At 66.6% G+C, this 22,352-nt stretch carries 13 protein-coding genes; all 13 read left to right on the forward strand.

What is annotated here, in order from left to right; genetic code table 11:
* Positions 1 to 23: 23 nt before the first annotated feature.
* The 13 genes from tssH (at position 24) to HV796_RS07130 (ending at position 22,342) form a co-directional block, all read left to right on the forward strand.
* The gene (tssH, locus tag HV796_RS07070) at positions 24 to 2,765 is read left to right on the forward strand and encodes a type VI secretion system ATPase TssH (protein ID WP_175225747.1); all 2,742 of its coding nucleotides are present in this window, start codon (positions 24 to 26) and stop codon (positions 2,763 to 2,765) included.
* Between the two features lie 105 nt (positions 2,766 to 2,870).
* Positions 2,871 to 4,457, forward strand: a complete 1,587-nt coding sequence (locus HV796_RS07075; protein ID WP_175225748.1) for a hypothetical protein — start codon at positions 2,871 to 2,873, stop codon at positions 4,455 to 4,457.
* A gap of 54 nt (positions 4,458 to 4,511) precedes the next feature.
* Positions 4,512 to 5,855 (forward strand): tetratricopeptide repeat protein, encoded by a 1,344-nt coding sequence (locus HV796_RS07080; RefSeq protein WP_175225749.1) that lies wholly within the window; start codon positions 4,512 to 4,514, stop codon positions 5,853 to 5,855.
* 214 nt (positions 5,856 to 6,069) lie between these two features.
* Positions 6,070 to 7,956: a type VI secretion system tip protein TssI/VgrG gene (gene tssI, locus HV796_RS07085; RefSeq protein ID WP_175225750.1), complete on the forward strand. Its 1,887-nt coding sequence runs from the start codon at positions 6,070 to 6,072 to the stop codon at positions 7,954 to 7,956.
* An 11-nt stretch (positions 7,957 to 7,967) separates the two neighbouring features.
* Positions 7,968 to 8,510: a DUF6931 family protein gene (locus HV796_RS07090; protein WP_175225802.1), complete on the forward strand. Its 543-nt coding sequence runs from the start codon at positions 7,968 to 7,970 to the stop codon at positions 8,508 to 8,510.
* A gap of 1 nt (position 8,511) precedes the next feature.
* Complete coding sequence (tagH, locus tag HV796_RS07095) at positions 8,512 to 10,206, forward strand: type VI secretion system-associated FHA domain protein TagH (protein WP_175225751.1); 1,695 nt, start codon at positions 8,512 to 8,514, stop codon at positions 10,204 to 10,206.
* 54 nt (positions 10,207 to 10,260) lie between these two features.
* Positions 10,261 to 11,616, forward strand: a complete 1,356-nt coding sequence (gene tssK / locus HV796_RS07100; protein WP_246355728.1) for a type VI secretion system baseplate subunit TssK — start codon at positions 10,261 to 10,263, stop codon at positions 11,614 to 11,616.
* Positions 11,613 to 13,010, forward strand: a complete 1,398-nt coding sequence (gene icmH, locus HV796_RS07105; protein ID WP_175225752.1) for a type IVB secretion system protein IcmH/DotU — start codon at positions 11,613 to 11,615, stop codon at positions 13,008 to 13,010. The genes tssK and icmH overlap by 4 nt, the downstream gene beginning before the upstream one ends.
* A 4-nt stretch (positions 13,011 to 13,014) precedes the next feature.
* A complete protein-coding gene (gene tssM, locus HV796_RS07110) occupies positions 13,015 to 16,599 on the forward strand; it encodes a type VI secretion system membrane subunit TssM (protein ID WP_175225753.1) in 3,585 nt (1,194 codons plus the stop codon).
* The gene (gene tagF, locus HV796_RS07115) at positions 16,596 to 18,242 is read left to right on the forward strand and encodes a type VI secretion system-associated protein TagF (RefSeq protein ID WP_175225754.1); all 1,647 of its coding nucleotides are present in this window, start codon (positions 16,596 to 16,598) and stop codon (positions 18,240 to 18,242) included. Before tssM ends, tagF begins: the two co-directional genes overlap by 4 nt.
* A complete protein-coding gene (locus HV796_RS07120; protein WP_175225755.1) occupies positions 18,239 to 18,988 on the forward strand; it encodes a PP2C family protein-serine/threonine phosphatase in 750 nt (249 codons plus the stop codon). Before tagF ends, HV796_RS07120 begins: the two co-directional genes overlap by 4 nt.
* A gap of 10 nt (positions 18,989 to 18,998) precedes the next feature.
* The gene (locus HV796_RS44040) at positions 18,999 to 22,043 is read left to right on the forward strand and encodes a serine/threonine-protein kinase (RefSeq protein WP_246355729.1); all 3,045 of its coding nucleotides are present in this window, start codon (positions 18,999 to 19,001) and stop codon (positions 22,041 to 22,043) included.
* Positions 22,040 to 22,342 carry a hypothetical protein gene (locus HV796_RS07130; protein WP_175225756.1) on the forward strand — a complete coding sequence of 101 codons (303 nt, stop codon included), beginning with the start codon at positions 22,040 to 22,042 and terminating at the stop codon, positions 22,340 to 22,342. Before HV796_RS44040 ends, HV796_RS07130 begins: the two co-directional genes overlap by 4 nt.
* Positions 22,343 to 22,352: the final 10 nt, after the last annotated feature.

Below are 22,352 nucleotides of genomic sequence, written 5' to 3' on the forward strand. Positions count from 1 at the left end.
TCAACCATCAAAGGGATAAACCCATGGCCGAGATCAGCCGCACTGCGTTGTTCGGCAAGCTCAATGCGCTTGCCTATCGGGGCATCGAAAGCGCCACTGTGTTCTGCAAGCTGCGCGGCAATCCGTATGTCGAGCTCGCGCACTGGATTCACCAGATCCTGCAACTGCAGGACTCGGATCTGCACCGCATCATCAGGCATTTCGAGCTGAATCCGTCGAATCTCGCGCGCGATATCACCGAGATGCTCGAGCGGCTGCCGCGCGGCTCTACTTCGATCTCCGATCTGTCCGGCGAGGTCGAGGAGGCGGTCGAACGCGCGTGGGTGTTCGCCACGCTGATGTTCGGCGAAACGCAGGTGCGCACCGGCTATCTGATGGTCGGTATGCTGCGCACGCGGCACCTGCGCCATGCGCTGCACGGTGTCTCCGGCGAGTTCGCGAAGATCGGGCCCGAGGCGCTGGCCGACCATTTCAGCGCGATCGTCGATGGCTCGCCGGAGGAACGTCAGCACGCGACCGACGGCTTCCAGGTCGGCGCCGCGGCGCCGGGCGAAACGAGCGGCGCGCTCGCGCCCGCGCAGATGGGCAAGGGCCAGGCGCTGCAGCAATTCACCGTCGATCTGACCGGGCAGGCGCGCAGCGGCAGGCTCGATCCGATCGTCGGACGCGACGCGGAAATTCGCCAGGTCGTCGATATCCTGATGCGCCGGCGGCAGAATAACCCGATGCTGGTCGGCGAAGCGGGCGTGGGCAAGACGGCGGTCGTCGAGGGGTTCGCGCTGCGCATCGCGGCGGGCGACGTGCCGCCGCCACTCGCCGACGTGCAGGTGCGCACGCTCGATGTGGGCTTGCTGCAAGCGGGCGCCAGCATGAAGGGCGAGTTTGAGAACCGCCTGCGCCAGGTGATCGACGAAGTGCAGGCCTCGCCGCACCCGGTGATTCTCTTTATCGACGAAGCACACACGCTGGTCGGCGCCGGCGGCGCGGCCGGCACCGGCGACGCGGCGAATCTGCTGAAGCCCGCGCTCGCCCGCGGCAATCTGCGCACGATCGGTGCGACCACATGGGCCGAATACCGGAAGCACATCGAGAAAGACCCCGCGCTCACGCGCCGCTTTCAGACCGTGCAGGTCGACGAGCCGGGCGAAGAGAAAGGCATCCTGATGATGCGCGGCGTCGCGAGCGTGATGGAGCAGCATCATCGCGTGCAAATTCTCGACGAGGCGCTGGAAGCCGCGGTCAAGCTGTCGCATCGCTACATTCCCGCGCGCCAGTTGCCGGACAAGGCGGTGAGCCTGCTCGACACCGCCTGCGCGCGGGTCGCGATCAGCCAGCACGCGGTGCCGGCCGAGGTCGACGATACTCGCAAGCGCATCGATGCGTTGCAGACCGAGCTCGCGATCATCGTGCGTGAAAAGAATGTCGGTGTCGACGTGGCCGGGCGCGAACAGGCGGCAAACGAGCGGCTCGCGGTGCAACAGGTTCGCCTCGAGCGGCTCGAAGCCGCATGGGCGCAAGAGAAGGCGCTGGTCGAACCGGTGCTCGCGTTGCGCGCGCAATTGCGCGGCGACGCCGCGCCGGTCGAAGGCACGGGCAGCACACTCGAAGCGGCCACCGAAGCCGGTTCGACGGCGCGCGGGCGCGACCAGACGCCACCGGCGCTGGACGGCGATGCGCGCGCAGCCGCCCTCGAGGAACTGAAGACGCTGCAGGCGAAACTGGCCGGGCTGCAAGGCGAAACGCCGCTGATTCTCGCAAGCGTCGACTATCAGGCGGTCGCCTCGGTGGTGGCCGACTGGACCGGCATTCCGGTGGGTCGCATGCTGCGCAGCGAGCTCGAAACCGTGATGAAGCTCGCGAGCGTGATGGGCCAGCGCGTGATCGGTCAGGACCACGCGATGGAGATGATCGCGAAACGCATCCAGACCTCACGCGCTGGGCTCGACAACCCCAACAAGCCGATCGGGGTGTTCCTGCTCGCCGGCACCTCGGGCGTCGGCAAGACCGAGACGGCGCTTGCGCTTGCCGAAGCGCTGTACGGCGGCGAGCAGAACCTGATCACGATCAACATGAGCGAGTTCCAGGAGGCCCATACGGTCTCGACGCTCAAGGGTGCGCCGCCGGGCTACGTCGGTTACGGCGAAGGCGGTGTGCTGACCGAGGCGGTGCGCCGCAAGCCGTATTCGGTTGTGCTGCTTGACGAGGTGGAGAAAGCCCACCCAGACGTGCACGAAATTTTCTTCCAGGTGTTCGACAAGGGCGTGATGGAAGATGGCGAAGGCCGTCTGATCGACTTCAAGAACACGCTGATTCTGCTCACCACGAACGCGGGCACCGACCTGATCGCGGGTCTTTGCAAGGACCCGGATCTGCTGCCTGACCCCGCCGGCATGGCGAAGGCGTTGCGCGAGCCGCTGCTTAAGGTGTTTCCGCCCGCGCTGCTTGGCCGCCTTGTGGCGATTCCGTATTACCCGCTTGGCGACGCAATGCTCGGCGAGATCGTCAAGCTGCAACTCGAGCGCATCCGCAAGCGCATCGAAGCGCACTACCGGGTGTCGTTCGTGTACGACGACGCGGTCGTGCAACTGGTCGTGAGCCGCTGCACCGAGAGCGAATCGGGCGGACGGATGATCGACGCGATTCTGACCAACACGATGCTGCCCGATATCTCGCGCGAACTGCTGACGCGCACGATCGACGCGCGCACGGTGAGCCGTATCGGCGTCACGGTGCAAAGCGGAGCGTTCTCGTATGCGTTCGTGTGACATGCGCGCACCCGAGGGCGCAAACGCCGGCTTCGTGTGCGGCGTCGCGCTCGTCAAAGCCGGCCCGTCAACCACCCCTTGAACCTGTCTGTCCGGAGCAAGATCATGCCCGAAATCCACACGACGCTGCCCAAGATACCGTTCACCTTCGAGCAATGGCTGCAGCGCACCAAAAGAACGATGCTGCCGCGCAGCGCCGAACTCCAGGTGCTCGACGGCCACCTGGATACGTACCTGCGCGTGCCGAGCGGCGACAGCCTGATTCGCCTGAAAACCGCGTTCAGCAACTGGCGCAGGAAGCACGGCAAAGGGGATGAATGGCTCAAGAGCAAGCGTAATGACGAGATGTACGCGTTCAGCGAGCTGCATGCGGTGCTTTACAAGGATGGCGACACCGATACGGCGTTCGGCGTGCCGTCGTTTATGGGCGCCGATCTTGCGCATTCGCGGCTCGGCCTGCTGTATCTGTTCGGCAAGCTCGACTGCGACGACGGCATCTTCAGCATTATCACGGGCGGCGTGCTCGATATGACCGACGCGGGGCTCACGTTCGGCAGCTCGGTCGGCAGCGCGGGCGCCCAGAACGTGATCGGCAAGGTGCAGCAGGGCCTGAGCTCAGGCGGCCGCTCCGCGATCGAAAAGGCCGCCGACAAACTCGACGAGCGGGCCGCCGCGAACCGGCCCGGTCAACCCGCCGCGGCGGCCGCAAGCCGTGCGCCGGCCGCCACCGAGCAGACGCGCACGGTCAGCTCGCGCAGCCTGCTGGACAAGCGCGGCCAGGCGCTCAACGGCAACGACAAAAAGCTCTCCGACACGATCTACGACTACTTCAGGAAGGCGTGGGAATACGTGGTCGGGCAGTGGGACGAGCACGGCGGCGCTGCGCTGCGCTCGCTGTGCGATTACCTGACCGGTCGGTTCCTGTCGGATGCGGTCGGCGAAATCCTCGGCGGGTCGTTCGAGCTCGCGACGAGTCTGTACAAGCTCATTGAATCGAGTTTCGAGCGCTACAAGGCGTGGGCCGGCAGCCGCAAAACGCAACTGATGCTCGGCACGCCGACCGCAATCGTCAACGGCATCGAGCGCGCGATGAATATCGGCGTCGCGACGAATCTCTACACCGCGTTGAAGTCCGGCGCCCAACTGGGCATGCAGATCGGCTCGGTCGGCGCGTCGACGATCGTCAATTTCGTCACCGCGATCGTTGAGATTCTGGTCAAGACCGCATGGCGGCTGTATGAGATCCGCAAGCTGAAGAAATTCTTCGCGGACGCCAAAGGCAAATGGGAGCGCCGCGAGGCGTTGCAGATTCATACCAGGCCATTCGAGTTCAACGCATGGTTCAGGGACTACGCGCTCGACGTGCCGGTCGTGTCCGCGCTCGCGTTGAATAGCGGACTGATCAGCAAAATGCATTTCCTGCAGATGTTCGCTGCGGAAAATACGCCGATCACCGAGGGCCAGTATGCGGCCGGCGTGAATCACCTCGACGAACTGCGCGGCTGGAGCGCGGAATACATCAGCGATAGTGGTTACAGCATCAGCAGCAGCGACGAGATCGTCGCGCACCTCGCGCAGCCCGGCGAGGCGCCGCCCGACGGCGCGCTGCGCAAGCATCTGCTGAAGCCGTTCGCGGCGTTTCTCGAGGGCGGTCTCGACAACCCGGTGCTCGGCGCGCTGGGTGTGAGCTGATGCCGCTTTCACGCAAGCCGGCGAAAGACGCAACACTCATTATCGGAATCGACCATGCAAAACCTGTCCAGCCATCGCAAGCCGACGTCCGCAAGGCCCGCATTGACGATCACCTTGCAGCAGGCCGTGCAGGCGCACCAGGCGGGCCAACTCGACACGGCGGAACGCCTATACCGCCGCGTGTTGACGTTGCGCGCGGCGCAGCCGGACGCGCTGCATTACCTGGGTGTGCTGCATCACCAGCGCGGGCAGAGCGACCAGGCCGTCGAACTGGTGAGCCGGTCGCTGCGTCTGACACCCGGTCACGCGGATGCGCACAGCAATCTCGGCAATATCCACAAGGAATGCGGCAGGCTCGAAGAGGCCGAGGCCTGTTACCGGCGTGCGCTGCACATCGCGGCGGCGCATCCGCAGGCATTGGGCAATCTGGCCGTCGTGCTGGAAGCGCAGGCGCGCGATGACGACGCGCGCAGCGCTTATCAGCAATGGCTCGACCGGCGGCCGGACGAGCCGCGCGCGCACTATCAGTTCGGGCGTTTTCTGTGCAATCACGCGCGCGCGCGTGAGGACATCGAACACGCGGTCGAGCGCTTCCGGCACGCGTATCGACTCGATCGCGGCAACGTGCAAGCGCTGGAGTCGCTCGGTGTCGCGCTGTACGGCCTTGGCAGCATCGACGAGGCCGCACAGGTATACCGCGACTGGGCATCGATCGATCCGCGCAATCCGATACCGCGGCATATGCTCGCCGCGTGCGGCACGACCGACGCGCCGCCGCGCGCCAATGACGACTACGTGCGGGAGCTGTTCGACGGCTTTGCCGCGAGTTTCGACGAACAGTTGCTGAAGAATCTCGGTTATCGCGCGCCGCAAGCGCTGGTGGACGCGCTCGGCGACATCGGCGACAGCCTCGACGTGCTCGATGCCGGCTGCGGCACCGGCCTGTGCGGGCCGTTGCTGCGCGCGCGGTCGCGAACCCTGGTGGGCGTCGATCTTTCGGAAGGGATGCTTGAACGGGCGCGCCTGCGCGGTTGCTACGACGAGCTGGTCAGCGGTGAACTGGGCGTGTACCTGCAAGCGCATACGCACGCTTACGACCTCATTCTGTGCGCGGATACGCTTGTCTATTTCGGCGAACTCGACGAGGTGCTCGCACTCGCGCGCCGGGCATTGCGCGCCGGCGGCCGCTTGGTTTTCAGCCTTGAAGCAAGGTTGGATACGCATGAAGGCGGCTACGCACTCACCCCGAGCGGCCGTTATCAGCACAGTCGCGCGTACGTACAGCAGTGTCTTGCCGCAGCGGAGTTTGCCGATGTGCGTATCGACGCGCAGGCCCTGCGTAAGGAAGCGGGCGAATGGGTGGGCGGCTGGGCCGTGCTGGCACGCTGCCCGCTTTGACTCATGCAATCGAAGCATGCAATCGCAACATGCACGCCATTGAAGCGACGCACTGTCATGTGACGCAAGCGGCGAATAAGGTACAGCGCAGCCACGCTCGCTCGATACGAATGCGAAGGAATAGAACGGCGCGGCCGACTGTTTTTCTAAACGCGAAGTGGCTGCGCATGACGAGTTCGGATTGTCTGCACTGCTTCGCGTGACCGGAGATTTCATGGCGCACGCAATCACGCTGACCTCGACACTGGGCACCCGTCTGCTGTTCGCGAACATGACCGCGAAAGAGTCGCTTGGAAGGCTGTTTTCTTATGAAATGGAGACGATCAGCCACGATGCAGAGGTCGATTTGCGCGCGCTGCTCGGCACGCCGATGACGGTGAAGCTGGTCACGCCGCAAGGCTATACGCGCTATTTCAACGGCATTGTCAGCGAAGGCGAGCAGAGCGGCTTCGTCAATATCGACGGCGTGCGCTACGCGGTCTATCGGTTCGTGCTCGTGCCCAAGCCCTGGCTGCTGACGCGCAAGCGCGATTGCCGCATTTATCGAAGCATGAGCGTGCCGCAGATCATTCGCACCGTGCTCGGCGAAATCGGCTACGGCGACCTCAAGCTGAGTCTCGCCGGCAACTATCCGGCGCGTGACTACTGCGTGCAGTATCGCGAGAGTGACTTCGATTTCATCAGCCGGCTGATGGAGCAGGAAGGCATCTACTACTTCTTCACGCATACGCAGGGCACGCACACGATGGTGCTGGCCGATGCGCTCGGTGCGCACACAACGGTGCCGGGCTTCGAGCAGATCCCGTACGCGCCGCCGACCGAACGGGGCAAGCGGATGAAGGCGTCGATCAGCGGCTGGCGCAGCGCGCGCACGGTGAACCCGACGAAGGTGCAACTGGACGACTACGACTATCTGAAGCCCAAGGCATCGCTGCTCGCCACCGAGGAACTGACCGACATGGCCGACGCGCATAGCGTGAGCGGGCTCGACATCTACGACTACTCGTATGACTACTTCGGCTACAACCAGCCGCTTGCCGACGGCCAGCGCTATGCGCAGGTGCGCGCGGACGCGCTGAACGTGCCGCAGGCGCTCTGCATCGGCAACACGGATGCGGTGGGCTTCGCCACCGGTGCGCTGTTTACGCTGAAAGACTTTCCGATGCAGCAAGCCAACCAGGAATACCTGGTCATCGACACGGTGATCCGTCTTGTCGAACCCGACTACGTGACAGGCGGCGGCGCGGACGACGGCGAGGGGCCGTTCGACTGCGACTTCGAAGTGATTTCGAGCCGCCAGCCGTTCCGCACGATGCCGACCACACCGCGGCCCAGGATCGCGGGTCTGCAGACCGCGGTGGTCTACGGCGATACGGCGGAAGACATCGCGGTCGACAAATACGGCCGCGTGCAGGTCACGTTTTTCTGGAATCAGCCCGGCAAGCCGAACGCGCAGAACTCGTGCCCGGTACGGGTGGCGCAGTGCTGGGCCGGCAAGCGCTGGGGCGCGCAATTCATTCCGCGTGTCGGGCAGGAAGTCGTGGTGAGCTTTCTCGACGGCAATCCGGACCGGCCGCTGATTATCGGCAGCGTCTATAACGCGGACAACATGCCGCCGTACAGCCTGCCGGACAACAAGACGCAAAGCGGCGTGAAGAGCCGCAGCCACCAGGGGGGCGGCAGTGACGACTACAACGAGATCCGTTTCGAAGACCGGATGGGCAGCGAGCAGGTGCTGATCCATGCGCAGAAGGACCTGCGCGAGGAGTCCGAGCACGATCACGATGTGCAGGTCGCGCACAACTACACGCTCACGGCGGGCAACCAGATCAAGCTCGTCACCGGGCTGGCGAGCATCACGATGAACAGTTCGGGTGAAATCGCCATCGAAGGCACCCAGATCACGATCAACGGCGAGATGAATGTGACGATGGCCTCGGGTCTCGCGATGGAGATCAGTTCGAAGGCCAATCTGAACATGACGTCGGTCGCGGCGATGGAGATCATGTCGGGGGCGGACGCGCTGATCCAGTCGACCAACCTGCAACTGATCGGCACCGCGACCGCCGTGCTCGGCGGCGCCGCGCCGATGATCCTGTGAGCCGCGCCGTGATGACACCCGTACTCGAAGCGGCCCGGCAGATGCGCGTGTCCGTGCGCGCACAGCAGCATCTGCGCTCGGAGATGGAGCCGCGCGCGGCGGTGCAGGCGTTGCTCGACGCCGACCTCGCCGCCGATGCGCTGAGTCTGCTTGCGCGTCTGTTGCCGCGCCGCTATGCGGTCGCGTGGGTGTGCCAGTGCGCGCGCCAGCAGGCGCTCGACGAACACGACCGCGCCGGCATCGCGCTCGCGCAAGCGTGGGTGCGCGAGCCCAGCGAGCCGAACCGCGCGGATGCGGCCGCCTTCGCGAAGACACACCGTTACCAGACAATCGGCGCGTGGACCGCCGCGGCCGCCGGCTGGACGGGCGGCAACCTGAATCCGCAGCACACGCAGCCGACGCCTGCGCCGGAGCATTTGACCGCGCTCGCCGCGATGGCTGCCATCACCTATATGGCCGCGCTGATCGCCGACCAGTTCGCCGCGCGCCGCGCCGGGTTCGTACGCGATGCGCTCGGTCTGCTAGGCATCCCTACGGTATCGACGGAGAGATGAAATGAGCAGTGAGCCAAGCCTGATTCTCGCGGTACGAGGCGAACAGGCCGAGCGCTTCGGTAGCGGCCGGCAGAAAAGCTTCGACGGCCACGACGGCAGCATCGGCCGCTCGGAAGAGTGCGACTGGGTGCTGAGCGCGGAAGGCGTGTCGCGTCTGCACGCGCTGGTGCGCTATCTGAACGGTATCTATTTCATCGAGGATCGCAGCACCAATGGCGTGCTGCTCAATGGCGCGCCATTGCGCAGAGGCGATCCCGCGGCGTTGAAAGATGGCGACCGTCTGCAGATCGATGCGTTCGAGGTCAGCGTGCGGATTGGGGCGCAGGGCGACAGCGAAGATCGCACGATGTGGCAGACGCCCGCCTCTGATCCGGCGCATCACGCGCAGACCGATGGGCGACACCCAGGCGAACGGCGAGACGTTCCGGCTGCGTCCGAGGCGTGGTCCGAGCCGGCGCCGTCGCGTGATCTGCAGGCGTCGCCGGGCGCTTCATCATCGTCGCCCGGTGAATTTCACGTCGAAGCACATGGGCAGCGCGGTGCGTCGTACGGAACAATGCCGCCCGACGCGATCGGCGCGGACGGGTTGATACCCGGAAGCAGCGGTATGCCGCTGCCGGGTGCGAGCGTTGATCCGCTTGCACTCTTCGATGCGCCGTCGTCATACATCGACGAGCCTGCTGCGTTCGCCCCGCCTGTGTCGAGCTGGAATCACACACCAACTGCGGCCGACCGCTTCCGTCCGCCGCAGGTCGAGGCCGTGCGCCACAACACGCCGCTTCTGCCGGAAGACTGGGATCTATCCGACAGCCAGCTTGCGCCGCCGCGCAAGCGGCCTGCGCAAGCGGAGCCGACTCTCGCGCCCGCGGTGGATGTCGAGCCGGCTTCGGCCACGCCACCGCCGGTGACGCCCGAGCCCGCGCCGCTGGCTGAGCCGCCCGAACCGTTGCAATCGCAACCATTCGCGCAGATGCCGGAGCCGGTATGGACCGAGCACGCCGAAGCGAAGGCCGAGGCGCCGTCGCCGGCGCTCGACCAGTCGTTCGTTGCGGCGCCCGCGTCGAGCGTCGAGCCTGCGATGCCAGACACAGCGGACACGCCGGCCTCGTTGGTTGCTGCCGCCCCAGCCGCTCAGCCGGAGCAGGCTGAGCGCACGGCCGTCCCCGTGCCGGCGCGAGTCGAGCCGCGGCAGCAGCAACTCGAAGCGATGTTCCACATCGTGATCGACGGCCTGATGGATGTGCTGCGCGCGCGTGCCGAGCTGAAAAATAGCTTCCGCATGCCGGCCACGCTGATCCAGCGCGCCGAGAACAACCCGCTGAAGTTCGCGCCGAACGCCGACGAGGCGGTCAGGAAGTTGCTCGCGCCGCCGAACAGCGCATTCCTGTCCGGCAACGCCGCGCTCAATGATGCTGTCTCGGACATCCGCAATCACCAGATGGCGATGCTGGCCGGCGTGCGTTCGGCGTTCCAGTCGCTGCTCGCGCAGTTCGACCCCGCTCGCATCGAGCGCGAGGCCGGCGGTGCCGCGCGGCGTTTGCCATTCGGCCAGGGGCAGCGCTACTGGGAACGCTACCGGGAGCAATTCGACGCGATGACCCGCAATCCCGACGAGAGCTTTCGCCGCCTGTTCGGCGACGAGTTCGCGCGGGCCTATGAAGAGCAGCTTGCGCGTCTGAAGAGCGGCCGCGGCTGAGCATGGCGACGCAGCCCTCGTCATGCCGGCTTGCGCCCGCTTGATGAAGAAACCTTGAGACAGTCCACCGACATGAGCCGCAACAACAAAGTGATATGGAGCGAAGGCCTGTTTCTGCGGCCGCAGCACATGCAGCAGCAGGAACGCTATCTGGAGCGCTACGTCGAGTTGCGCGCGGGCGGCCTGCGGCCGCATGCGTGGGGGTTCCAGGAGCTGGAGCTCGAACATGACCTGCTCGCGATCGGCAAGCTCGGCATCAAGCGCGCACGTGGCGTGTTCCCCGACGGCACGCCGTTCGACATGCCCGGCGACGACCCATTGCCGCCGCCGCTCGACATCGACCCGAACTGGCGCGATCAGATCGTGCATCTGACGATGCCGCTGCGTGCGCCGACCCAGGCCGACAGCAGTTGGCCCGACACGCGGCTCGACCAGTTGGTGCGCTATCGCGTGCGCGAGACGGAGGTGCACGACGCGTCGGGCAGCATCGAAGGCGCGACCGCGCTTGAGGTCGGCGGCATGAGCACCCGTCTCGTGCCGGATTCGCAGCCGACCGAAGGCCTGATCCGCATCCCGCTCGCGCATGTCGTCGAATGCCGCGCGGACCGGCGCGTGATACTCGATGATTCGTTCATCCCGACCGCGCTTGCGTTGGAGCCGGCAAACCGGCTGGTGACGTTTCTGTCGGAACTGCTGGGGCTGTTGCATCAGCGCGGCGAGGCGCTGGCCGGCCGCGTCGCCGAAACCGACCGAGGCGGCGCGGCCGAGATTGCCGATTTTCTGATGCTGCAGGTGATCAACCGTTATCAGCCGCTGGTCGCGCATCTTGCCGAAGCGCCGCTGCTGCATCCCGAAGCGTTCTACCAGCAGCTCGTCGGGATGGCCGGCGAGTTTGCCACCTTCACCGCGCCGGGCAAGCGCGCCCAGGCTTTCCCGCCGTATCGTCACGACGCGTTGCGCGAGAGTTTCGAGCCCGTGATCATGGCGCTGCGCATCGCGCTCTCCGCGGTGCTCGAGCAGAACGCGGTCGCCATCCCGCTGCAGCAGCGCAAATATGGCGTATGGGTCGGCGTGGTGCCCGATCCGACGTTGCTTGACACCGCGACCTTCGTGCTTGCCGCAAAAGCGGATTTGAAGTCCGAGGATATGCGCCGCCAGTTGCCGACGCAGTCGAAGGTCGGCCCGGTGGAGAAGATCCGCGACCTCGTGAACCTGCAATTGCCCGGTATCGGCGTCTCGCCGATGGCGGTCGCGCCGCGCCAGTTGCCGTACACGTCCGGCTTTATCTATTTCGAGTGCGACAAGAACTCACCGATGTGGCGGATGCTCAAGACGTCCGGCGGCATCGCGATGCATTTTGGCAGCGGTTTTGCCGGACTCGACCTGCAGCTTTGGGCGGTACGCACATGAGTAAAGAAAAGGATGACGAAACACGTGCGACGCGTAGCGACGCAACGCTCGTGCGTCCGCAGCAGGCGCGCACGCCGGTTGCCGGCGCCGCGGCGAGCCCCGCTGACGGCGCTGCCGACGCGACGCGCATCGGACCGCCGCCCACGCGGCAAACGGTGTCTGCCGCGCACGCCACGCCGGCGCCCGCGCGTGCGCCGGTCGGGTTGCGCGCGGAGCTCGGCGATTTCCTGAGCGGCGTTGTCAACCCGTTGGTGCGCGCGGCGAACCCGCTGCTGCTGCTGGCCGTGCAGTTGCGCCATAGCGTCGCACCGCCGGCCGATATCGCCCGCCTGCGCGAGCAGGCGGTCACCCAGGTGCATAGCTTCGAAAGCTATGCGCAGACGCTCGGCGTCAGCAGCCAGACGGTCGTTGCGGCGCGCTATGTGCTGTGCACGATGATCGACGAGTCGGTCAACAACGCGCCATGGGGCGATCTCAGCGGCTGGGCGCAGAAGACGCTGCTCGTGACCTTTCATGGCGAGACCTATGGGGGTGCGAAGTTCTTCCAGATTCTCGAGCGCCTCGCCGCCGACTTTTCGCGGCACCTCGATCTGATCGAGCTGATGTATATCTGCCTGGCGCTTGGCTTCGGCGGCCGTTATCTGGTCGAGCCGGGCGGGCTCGGGCGCCTCGCCGATATCCAGGATGACCTGTACCGGCGCATCCGCGCGCTGCGTGAAGCGCCTGCCGTGGAGCTCGCGCCGCACTGGCGCGGCATCGAGGACCGCCGCAATCCGCTGCTGCGCTATGTGCCGTTGTGGGTGATCGGGTTGGCCGCGCTTTGCATTTTGCTGGCCGCGTTCCTGTTCTTCCATACGCGGCTCAATACGCTGTCCGATCCGGTCAGCGCGCAGCTCGCGAAGCTCGGCCTCGAAGACGCGCCGCCGCCGCAGACCGTGGTACGGCCAAAAGTCGCGCGCAAGACGCTCAAGCAACTGCTCGCGCCCGAAGAGCAGGCCGGCAAGCTCACGGTCGACGAAAAGCCCGATGGCGAGGACACCGTGCGCCTCGCGGCCAACGCGCTGTTCCCGTCCGGCGGCGCGGACATTGCGGCCGACGAGATCGGGCTGCTGCACAGGATCACGTGGGCGTTAAACCAGGTCGAGGGCCGGGTGATCATTGTCGGCCACACGGACGACCAGCCGGTGCGCTCGCTGAAGTTCAAGGACAACTTTGAACTCTCGACCGCGCGTGCGCAAAACACGTTGCAGATCATCGCGCAAGGGCTGAACGATCCGCGCCGGCTCGAAGCAAGCGGCGCCGGTTCATCGCAGCCGATCGCGACGCCGGTCGATACGCCGGAAAACCGCGCGCGTAACCGGCGCGTCGAGATCCTCTACATTCCGGAGAACTGAGTTGATGAACCGGCTGAAAACATGGGTCAAGTCCCGCTGGTTCGTGAGCGCGGTCGGTTTGCTGCTGATCGCGGTGCTGATCTGGCTCGGCGGGCCGTATCTTGGCATCGGCGACAGCCAGCCGCTGGCCAGCGCGACCGCCCGCGTCGCGCTGATCCTTGCGATCGTGCTGCTGTGGCTGGTATGCCTGCAGATTATCCAGTGGCGGCAGCGCCGCAAGACCGCGCGGATGTCCGACGAACTCGCGAGCCAGGACGCGCAACTCGCGGCCGGTGAGCGCGGCGCGGCGGAGCGCGCACAGTTGCAGCAGCGCTTTCAGGAAGCGATCGACACGCTGCGCAAAACGCGCAAGAACGGCGGCAACCTGTATGCGCTGCCGTGGTATGTGGTGATCGGCCCGCCGGGCTCGGGCAAGAGTACGTTGCTGCAGAACTCCGGGCTCGACTTTCCGCTGTCGGAGCGCTTCGGCAGGCAAGCGCTGCGCGGCATCGGCGGCACGCGCGATTGCGACTGGTGGTTTACCGATGAGGCCGTGTTTCTCGACACCGCCGGCCGCTATACGACGCAGGACTCGGACGCGCTGGCCGACGCGTCGGCCTGGAGTGAATTTCTGAAGCTGCTGCGCCGTTATCGCAAACGCCGGCCGCTGAACGGCGTGATCGTCACGCTCAGCATGTCGGACCTGCTGACGTTCGACGACGGCGCACGCCAGCAGCACATCCGCATCGTGCGCAGGCGCCTCGACGAACTCGCGCAGCATCTGAAGGTACGCGTGCCGGTGTATCTCGTGTTCACGAAGTGCGATCTGGTCGCCGGTTTCGGTGAGTTCTTCGACGACCTCGGACCGGACCAACGCAGCCAGGTGTGGGGCATGACGTTTCCGGCCGGCAAGACGATCGACGGCAGCGCCTACGCGATGTTCGCCACCGAGTTCGACCTGCTGCTCGAACGGCTGAACACACGCTTGATCGAGCGCCTGCATGCGGAGCGCGATCGTGGCCGGCGCGCCGCGGTGCTGAGCTTCCCGCAGCAACTCGGCGCGCTGCGCGAGATTGCGCTGCAGTTCGTCGAAGGCGTGTTCGCGCGTCATGAATACGGCGAGCCGCCGCTGCTGCGCGGCGCCTACCTGACGTCGGGCACGCAGGAGGGCACGCCGATCGACCGGATGCTCGGCGCGGTCGCACGCACCTTCGGCGTCGACGCGGCGCGCGTGCGCCATGCGGGGGTGCAGCAGCGCACGTACTTCGTCGAACGTCTGCTGAAGGAAGTGCTGTTCCGTGAATCCGGTTTCGCCGGCACGAACCCGAAGCTGGAACGCCAGAAGATCATGCTGCAGGCGGCGTCGTATGCGGGTATTGCGCTCGTGACGGCGTTGCTGGTTGCCGGTATGGCGACCAGCTACGCGCGCAACCGCAGCTACGTCGCGCAGGTGCAGGACACGCTGAAGGATTTCCCGGCCGGCGACAGCCTCGCGGGCTCGCCCGATCTGAAAACCTACTTCGCGCGCGCACTCGAGCGTCTCGAAGTGATCGCCGGCGCGCAGGACGTGGCCGGCCAGTACCAGGGTCATGTGCCGTTGCTGATGCGTTTCGGGCTGTTCCAGGGCCGGGCCTTGCTGCGCGAGGTGCATGGCGCATATCTTCGCGAACTCAACGGCAGCCTGCTGCCGGGCGCCGGCGTGCGCTTTCGCGAAGGTTTGAGCGCGAGCGCGAGCGACCCGCAGGCGCTTTATGGCTATCTGAAGGGTTACCTGATGCTGGGCGAGCCGCAGCATCTCGACGCCGGTGAACTGAGCGCGCTGGCGCGCGTCGAGTGGCAGCGGCTGTTTCCGCAAGATCCGGCGATCCAGAAGGCGCTGGACAAACATTTCACCGCGCTGCTCAACGATCCGCAGAAGCCTCGTGCGCTCACGCTCGACCATGCGCTCGTCGATCAGGCGCGCGCGACGCTGAAGACCGCCGACCTGTCGACGCTGATCTACGGCAGCCTGAAAATTGATGCCGATCGCTCGGGCGCGCCGGGCATCCGGCTCGACCAGAGCCTCGGGTTGCTGGGCAACGTATTCACGCGCAAGAGCGGTGCGCCGTTGTCGCAGCCGTTGCCGGCGCTGTTCACGCGGCCGTATTTCGCGTCCGAGGTTGACAAGGGTGTCGACGATTCGGTTGACCGCTTTGTCAGGGACGACTGGGTGTTCGGTGCGACCCGTGTCGATCCGCTCGCGCGCTCGCGTTTCGAGCAGCAGGTGCTGACGCTGTACGAGCAGGACTACATCAACGCATGGGATGGTTTGCTCGGCGATCTGCAGTTGCAGCCGGTCGCGAATATTCAGGACGCCAGCGCGCTGGCCGCGAAGCTGTCGGGCCCGAGCTCGCCGCTCAAGGCGTTGCTGAACCTGGTGCGCGACAACACCAGCGATCTGCTGCGCGGCGCTGCAACTGGCGCGAGCGGTGCGTCCGGGGTCGATGCGGCCACGGCGCAGGCGAAGGCGCAGAGCAAGACCGTGGGCGAGAACCTCGCATTACGGCGCGCGTTGAACACGCATATTGCGCGCGAACTGCGCAACTCGGGCGCCGCGCTGCCGACGACGGTAAGCCCGAACGCGGCGGCGGGCGGGAGCGAAGCGCAAGCCGCGCCACCGGGCGCGGCGATCGAAGCGCATTTCGCCTCGCTCAATGCGTTGAGCGCCGGTACGCCAGGGTCGACGCCGCTCGACCATACGCTCGGCGTGCTCGACCAGCTCAGCAAGACGCTGCTGACGATGAACGACTTCAGCGATCCGGGCGCGCTCAATAGTCCCGCGCTGCTGAGCGCTCGTCAGGAGACCGGACAGTTGCCGCCACAGATCGGCACACTGGTCGCGAGCCTCACGGGCGCGAGCGCGCAACTGGTCGCAAGCGGCACCAGCGGCGCGCTGGCCGACCAGTTCCGCGCGGCGGCCGGCAGCGATTGCGCAAGCTTCGTCGACGGCCGCTATCCGTTCGCGGCGGGCAGTCCATCGGATATTCCGGTGCAAAACTTCGCCGACCTGTTCGGCAATGGCGGACGCTTCGACAGCTTTTTCAAAGGGACGCTCGCGAAACGGGTCGACACGAGCGGCCGCGGCTGGCGCTGGAAGGCCGGCGCGCCGGCCGGTCCGCCGTCGCTGCTCGCCACCGCGCAGACCGCCGACGATATCCGTCAGAGCTACTTCCGCGGCGGCGCCGCGCCGCAGGTCGGTTTCACGCTGCTGGCGCCGCAGCTCGATCCGGCCATCGCGAAGCTGACGGTCGAGATCGATGGCCAGAAGTACGACTACGCGGCCGGTGGGCAGCCCAGTGTCGCGATGACGTGGCCGGGGCCGCAGCCCGGCCGCGTGACGGTCAGCGCATTCGATACGGCGGGCCAGCCGGTCGGCGTGCCGCTGCAGTATCAGGGCGACTGGGCTTTCTTTCATGCGCTCGACGCCGCGCATCTGCAGAAGCAGGGTGATCTGCGTTATCTCGCGAGCTTCGATTTCGGCGGACATGTCGCGCAATTGCCGATCCAGCCGGCGAGCCTGAAGAACCCGTTCCTCAATGCCGAGGTTCGGCGTTTCCGGTGCCCGCGATGAACAGCCAGGTCGGTTTCTACGGCAAGCTGCCTGGCGCGGGCGATTTCGTGCAGCGTCGGCTGCCGGCTGCCTTCGTCGAGAGCTGGGATCGCCATTTCCAGCGCGCGATCGAAACCGGACGCCGCGAACTGGGCGCGCAGTGGACGGCGGCCTGGCGCGACGGTCTCGCATGGCGCTTCGTCTTGCCCGCGCGGGTGTGCGGCGACGGTGGGTGGTGCGGCTTGATCGGGCCAGCGGAAGACCGCGTGGGACGCGGCTTTCCGATGATGCTCGCCGCGCCGTGGGCGGGCGATCCGGCCGGCATGCCCGGCGATGCCGCGTGGTTCGACGCGCTGGAGCGCGTGTATCGCAGCGCGCAATACGAAGCGGTCAGCGTGGAGACGTTCGATGCGCGTGTCGCGGCGTTGCCGCACCCGCTTGCGAGCGCGCAGGATGTCGCGCAGTTCTGGCATGGCCTCGACTGGGGCGGCGGGCAATGGCAATTGACATCGGTGCAAGGCGCGAGCGCCGCCGCGCTGCTGACTGAAGCGTGGCAACAACTCAGCGCGCGGCCCGGCGCATGGTGCCTGTGGTGGACGCAGGGGGCGCAGCGCTTGCTGGCGACACGCGGTTTGCCGCGCAGTTATGCCGCGCTGCTCGAACCAGTGCGCGCGCCAGGTGGTGCGGCTTCAACGGCGCATGCAGTTGCGCACGATGACCGGACCGGCGAGCGGGGTCTTGCATCGGCATGGCCCGAACGGCTGGACGTGTCGTCTCACTCGCGCGTTCGTCTCGATGAATGGCGTGAGCCGCTTGAATCGGCAACGCAGCCCGATGCCGCGAGCGATCCTTCAGCGGCGACCCTCTGGCGAATGACCGGACAGACTTCGGGTGCGTCGAGCGCATCCTGGTCAAGCACGGAAAACATCGGCGCAAGTGCGATAACGACCGTGCACGCAAGCGGCGCAAGTGAGCGCCACTTCGAAGCCGGGACCCGGACCGGTCGGGCCGCGCTGCCCGAGCCTGTCCCGGCGCGGGTCGACGCGGCGGTGCTGTCGCTGGACCACGGCCGCACGTTGCTGATCAGCGCCGACGATGGGCTGCCCGATCCGCGCCGCCGGGCCGCGCTTGGGATCCGTGCCGCGGCGCTCGCGAGCGCGCCGGACCTGGCAAGTCTGCAAGCGAACCTGCTCGCACTGCACAGGCCGCTTTGCGCGATCAGTGAAGATCCGCTTGAGCCCGTGACGGAAGAGGGCGTGGCGCTCGTGGCGCGCTTTATCGAAGGCCGGGTGCAGCTGCTGCGAATCGGCACTGCGTGCGCGTGGCATTGGCGGCGCGGCGTGCTCAGGCCATTGTTCGTCGAGCGTGCGGAGGGGGCGGGCGGTGAGTTCGATGACCTGCTGTTCGGTACCGCGTGGCTCACGATGCCCGGCCTTGGCACGGCGCAGCCGCCGCATTGCGATGAAGCGAGCGGCGAGTTCGGCGCCGGCGACCGTCTGGTGCTGCTCGCGACGCGTGCGCTCGCGCCCTTGCCGCAGACGCTCGTCGCCGAAGCGCTCGGCCTGCCGGCCTGCGACGACGCGCGCGCGTATCTCGCCGCGCACGCGGGGCTTGACCCGCAGCCGTTACGTTGGCCGCTGGCGGTGATCGGGAGCGACGCATGAGCAGCACGAAAGACGCCCACGACCCGAGCACGCGCTGCGTGTCCGCGGGTCGCACCGAAACGGGCAAGGTGCGCCATCGCAACGAGGACGCGATTCTGGTACGTGATGACCTCGGCCTGTGGGCCGTCGCCGACGGCGTGGGCGGCCACGCCGCGGGCGATTATGCGAGCGCGCTGATTGTCGAGCGGCTCGGCGCGTTGCGGCGCGACGGCACGGTCTACGACTTTATCGAAGCGATCGAGGACACGCTGCAGCAGGTCAACGGGGAGCTGCGTGAGCTTGCGCTCGCGCGACAGGTCGATGTGATCGCGTCCACGGCGGTGATACTCGTGCACGACAGGGAGTTCGTGCTGTGCGGCTGGGTGGGCGACAGCCGTGGCTATGTCTATGAAGCGGGCAGCCTGCGCCAGCTTACGCGCGATCATGTGCACGGCCCGAAGCCCGACGTGACCCAGTTCGGCGCGTCCGCGCACAGCCAGACCGGCGCAGGGGTGCTGACCCGCGCGATCGGCGCGGAGGATCGGCTGTACCTCGACTGGGCGGTGGCCGGCAGCCGCGCCGGCATGCAATTCCTGCTCTGTTCCGACGGCATCAACAAGGAGCTGAGCGACGCCGAACTGGAGCTCGCGTATCGCGACACCGACGTCGGGCCGCATGAGCGGCTCACGCGGCTCTTCACGCAGGCGCTGGCGCGTGCTGCCCGCGACAACCTGTCCGCTGTGATCGTGCGGCTCGACGAGCCGTGAGAATCCCATCATGAAAGAACTCGAAGAACTCATCGCCGCTTTCCAGGCCAGGGCGCTCGGGCTGGTCGCACTGCTCGATGCGGTCGAAGCGCGCGGGGCGCAGCCGCCGGCGGACCATCTTGCGGAGCTGGCCGAGCTTCAGCGGCTGCGCGACGAGGGCGCGCTGGAGCCCGCGGTGGCCGCCGCGCTGACACGGCGCCTGCAGGCGTCGCAGCAGATGACCGGGTTGCCCGCGCCGCAAGCATCGGACGCGGCGGATGCGACACGGCTGAAGCCTGCGTCGCGCGCGTCGCCACAGGCGGCTGACGCGGCCACCGTCGTGCAGCCTGCGGTCGAGCGCGAGCCGGCTCACGACGATGCGACGATCGTGAAACCGGCCAGCCGCCATCAGACGGGGACCGGCACCAGCGGCACGGGCAGCGAAAGCAGCCGGAACCAGGCAAGCTGGCGCAAAGTGGCGCAGGCGGAGGGCGGCGTGCACGCGAGCATCGGCATGCTGTTGAAGGAACGTTTTCTGCTTGAGCGGGAACTGGGCCGCGGCGGGATGGGTGTCGTCTATCTGGCGCGTGACGAGCGCAAGGTCGAGGCGCGCGACCGCGACCCGTACGTCGCGGTCAAGGTGCTCAACGACGAATTCCGCCGCCATCCCGATTCGCTGATCGCGCTGCAGCGCGAAGCGCGCCGTGCGCAGCAGCTGGCGCACGACAACATCGTGCGGGTCTACGATTTCGACAAGGACGGCACGATCGTCTTCATGACGATGGAATACATCGACGGCACCGACCTGCGTACGCTGATTCGCGAGCGCGCGTATGCGGGCATGCCGCTCGACGTGGCGTGGCCGCTGATCAAAGGCATGGCTCACGCGCTCGAGCGCGCACACGCGAACGGCATCGTGCATTCGGACTTCAAGCCGGGCAACGTGATGGTGACGCGCGAAGGCGTCGCTAAAGTGTTCGACTTCGGTATCGCGCGCGCGGGCAAATATGGCGGTGAGCATGGCAATGGGCAGAGCGCCGGGCGCCGCCATGAAGCCACTCATGCGGCCGGCGATGAAGCGGGGTCCGAAGCCGGCCATGAAGCCGGCCATGAAGCGGGCCATGAAGCGGGCCATGAAGCGGCAGGCGACCAGACCGTGTTCGACGCGGGTACGCTCGGTGCGATGACGCCGGCCTATGCGAGCCTTGAGATGATCCAGGGCAAGCAGCCCACATCAGGCGACGATGTGTATGCGCTCGGCTGCGTGATCTTCGAATTGCTCACCGGCCAGCATCCGTTCGACAAGCTCAGCGCGCAAGTCGCGCTCGGCGAAGGCCGCAAGGTATCGCTGGTGCCGGGTCTCACGAAGCGCCAGAACAAGGCACTCGCGGACAGCCTCGCGTTTAGCGGCGAAGCACGCCTGCAGAGCGCCTTGTCGCTGCTCGAAGGCTTGCGCAGGCGCAGGCTGCACGAGCGGCTCGCGCCCTACGTAGCGGGCGCAGCCGCCGTCGTGCTGCTGGCTGTCGGCGGCTGGCTGCTGCACGCCTATGCACGGCAGCGGCACGTCGACAATGTGATTGCGCGTTTCTCGTACAACGACCCTCAGCATTTCTCGAACGAAGACCAGGCCGCGCAGGCGCTCAGCACACTGGGCAGCGAACAGCGCAGGCGCATCGTGCTGGAGCAGGGCGCTGTCATCCGGAATTTCCTGCTCGCGCGTCTGGACGAGTACTGGAACCCGGCGGCAGGGCGCATGAACTACGCGGCGGCTCAGCACGTGTTCCAGTTGCGCGACCGGCTCGAACTGTTTTCGACCGCGCTGGACGCGCGCCGCGAGCAGATCGACGAGCAGCGCACCGCGGTGCTCAACGATCTGAACAACCAGCTCGACGACACGTTCGACAACCACACGTTCGCCGAAGGACGGCCCCAGCAAGCGGCCGAGGTTGTCGATCGGATCCGCGCGCTGGACCCCAAAAGCGCACTGCTGAACAGCGCGGCGCTTGAAACGAAGTTCGATGCGTCGATCCAGCATTCGATCGCGAACGACGAGTTCGACGAAGCCCGTGCGTGGATTGACCTCGGCTTGCACCTGTTTCCGGACTCCGCGCGCCTGCAACATGCGCGCAGCGAGCTGGCGGCGGCCGCGGCGGCCGTCGCGGCCGGCCTTCCGGTGCCCGCGTCGCATGCGATGACGGTGGCGGATGCGCGCCGCGCGCTGGCGGACCTCGCGAGCCGGCCCGCACCCGATGACCCATGGCAGCACGCGGTCGCCAATGCGATGGCGGTGCTGCACAACGACCCCGCACCCGAAACCAGGCAGGCGATCGATGCGCTGGCCGACGGCATCGTCGTCGCGGTGGATCGGGTGAGCGACCCCGCGAAGCTTCAGCCGAGTCTCGATCTGGTCAACATCGGCCTGAAATACGACCCGCAGTCGACCGAACTCAACGAGCAGCGCGATCGTTTGCAGGGGTTGCTGCAGCAACAGAAGATCGACCAGCAGGTGGACGACGACGAAGTCGCGTCGGCCATCGATTCGCTGCGGCGCGCGGCCGGCGCCAACGATCCGGACACCGCGCAGGAGTCGTTCGACCAGATCAAGTCGTTGCAGCCCGACAATCCGTTCCTGACGGGGGCGGGGCTGCAACTGGTCAGCAATGCGTATCTGGGCGAGGCGCGTGCGCTATGCCGGCAAGGCAAGCTGTCCGAGGCGGCGAGCGTCGCCTCGCAGGGCGCGAAGGCCCTCGGCGCGCCGACTGAACTGAGTAACGCGGCGGAACGTTACGAGCTCGCGGCCGCGCTGGCGAATGCGCGCACGCAGCGTCTGACCGATGTCGAATTTCAGGGATTGCAGGCGCGCTACGAAGCAGCCGAGGCGATCGACCTCGACGCCATGAAGCAGCTGGAAAGCGATATTGGCGCGAGCCGCCAGTTGCCGCGCGGTGGCCTGCGCGGCTGGCTGGCGCAGATCAAGGCGCGCTTGCGCAACCCGCTGAACGGCGCTCGCATCGGCGCGTTGCGTATGCCTTATGGCGGTGACGCGCGATCGCGGCGGATGTGGGAACCGGCATGACGGAACGCGAACGGCGTGTCAATCTGCAGTTGAGCGCGCTCGACGACGCGCATCGAGTGGGCCGCGTGTCGCGCGACGAGTACCGGTTGCGCCGCCGCCGTCTGCTTGCGACGTTAAGCGATACGACGCGCGCGACAGGCCGCGACACGGTGCGCCGGCCGGCGTCCGCAGGTCAGGCGCCCGAACGCGCCGCCCGGCCGGTATCGCGCTGGCGGCAACGGATGCTATCGCTGGGTGTGCTTGGCGTGGTCTGCGCGGGGCTCGCACTGTTTTACTGGTTGATGCTGCGCACTGCATGAGTGCGCGCGT

It is taken from the genome of Paraburkholderia humisilvae, assembly GCF_902859855.1.
In the GTDB taxonomy this organism is placed as follows: domain Bacteria; phylum Pseudomonadota; class Gammaproteobacteria; order Burkholderiales; family Burkholderiaceae; genus Paraburkholderia; species Paraburkholderia humisilvae.

What these genes read in the sequence shown, in the direction of transcription:
- tagF (WP_175225754.1), top strand. Translation starts at nt 16,596, where the DNA reads ATGAACAGCCAGGTCGGTTTCTACGGCAAGCTGCCTGGCGCGGGCGAT.
- HV796_RS07130 (WP_175225756.1), top strand. Translation starts at nt 22,040, where the DNA reads ATGACGGAACGCGAACGGCGTGTCAATCTGCAGTTGAGCGCGCTCGAC.
- tssH (WP_175225747.1), top strand. Translation starts at nt 24, where the DNA reads ATGGCCGAGATCAGCCGCACTGCGTTGTTCGGCAAGCTCAATGCGCTT.
- HV796_RS07075 (WP_175225748.1), top strand. Translation starts at nt 2,871, where the DNA reads ATGCCCGAAATCCACACGACGCTGCCCAAGATACCGTTCACCTTCGAG.
- tagH (WP_175225751.1), top strand. Translation starts at nt 8,512, where the DNA reads ATGAGCAGTGAGCCAAGCCTGATTCTCGCGGTACGAGGCGAACAGGCC.
- tssM (WP_175225753.1), top strand. Translation starts at nt 13,015, where the DNA reads ATGAACCGGCTGAAAACATGGGTCAAGTCCCGCTGGTTCGTGAGCGCG.
- HV796_RS07120 (WP_175225755.1), top strand. Translation starts at nt 18,239, where the DNA reads ATGAGCAGCACGAAAGACGCCCACGACCCGAGCACGCGCTGCGTGTCC.
- icmH (WP_175225752.1), top strand. Translation starts at nt 11,613, where the DNA reads ATGAGTAAAGAAAAGGATGACGAAACACGTGCGACGCGTAGCGACGCA.
- tssI (WP_175225750.1), top strand. Translation starts at nt 6,070, where the DNA reads ATGGCGCACGCAATCACGCTGACCTCGACACTGGGCACCCGTCTGCTG.
- HV796_RS07080 (WP_175225749.1), top strand. Translation starts at nt 4,512, where the DNA reads ATGCAAAACCTGTCCAGCCATCGCAAGCCGACGTCCGCAAGGCCCGCA.
- HV796_RS44040 (WP_246355729.1), top strand. Translation starts at nt 18,999, where the DNA reads ATGAAAGAACTCGAAGAACTCATCGCCGCTTTCCAGGCCAGGGCGCTC.
- HV796_RS07090 (WP_175225802.1), top strand. Translation starts at nt 7,968, where the DNA reads ATGACACCCGTACTCGAAGCGGCCCGGCAGATGCGCGTGTCCGTGCGC.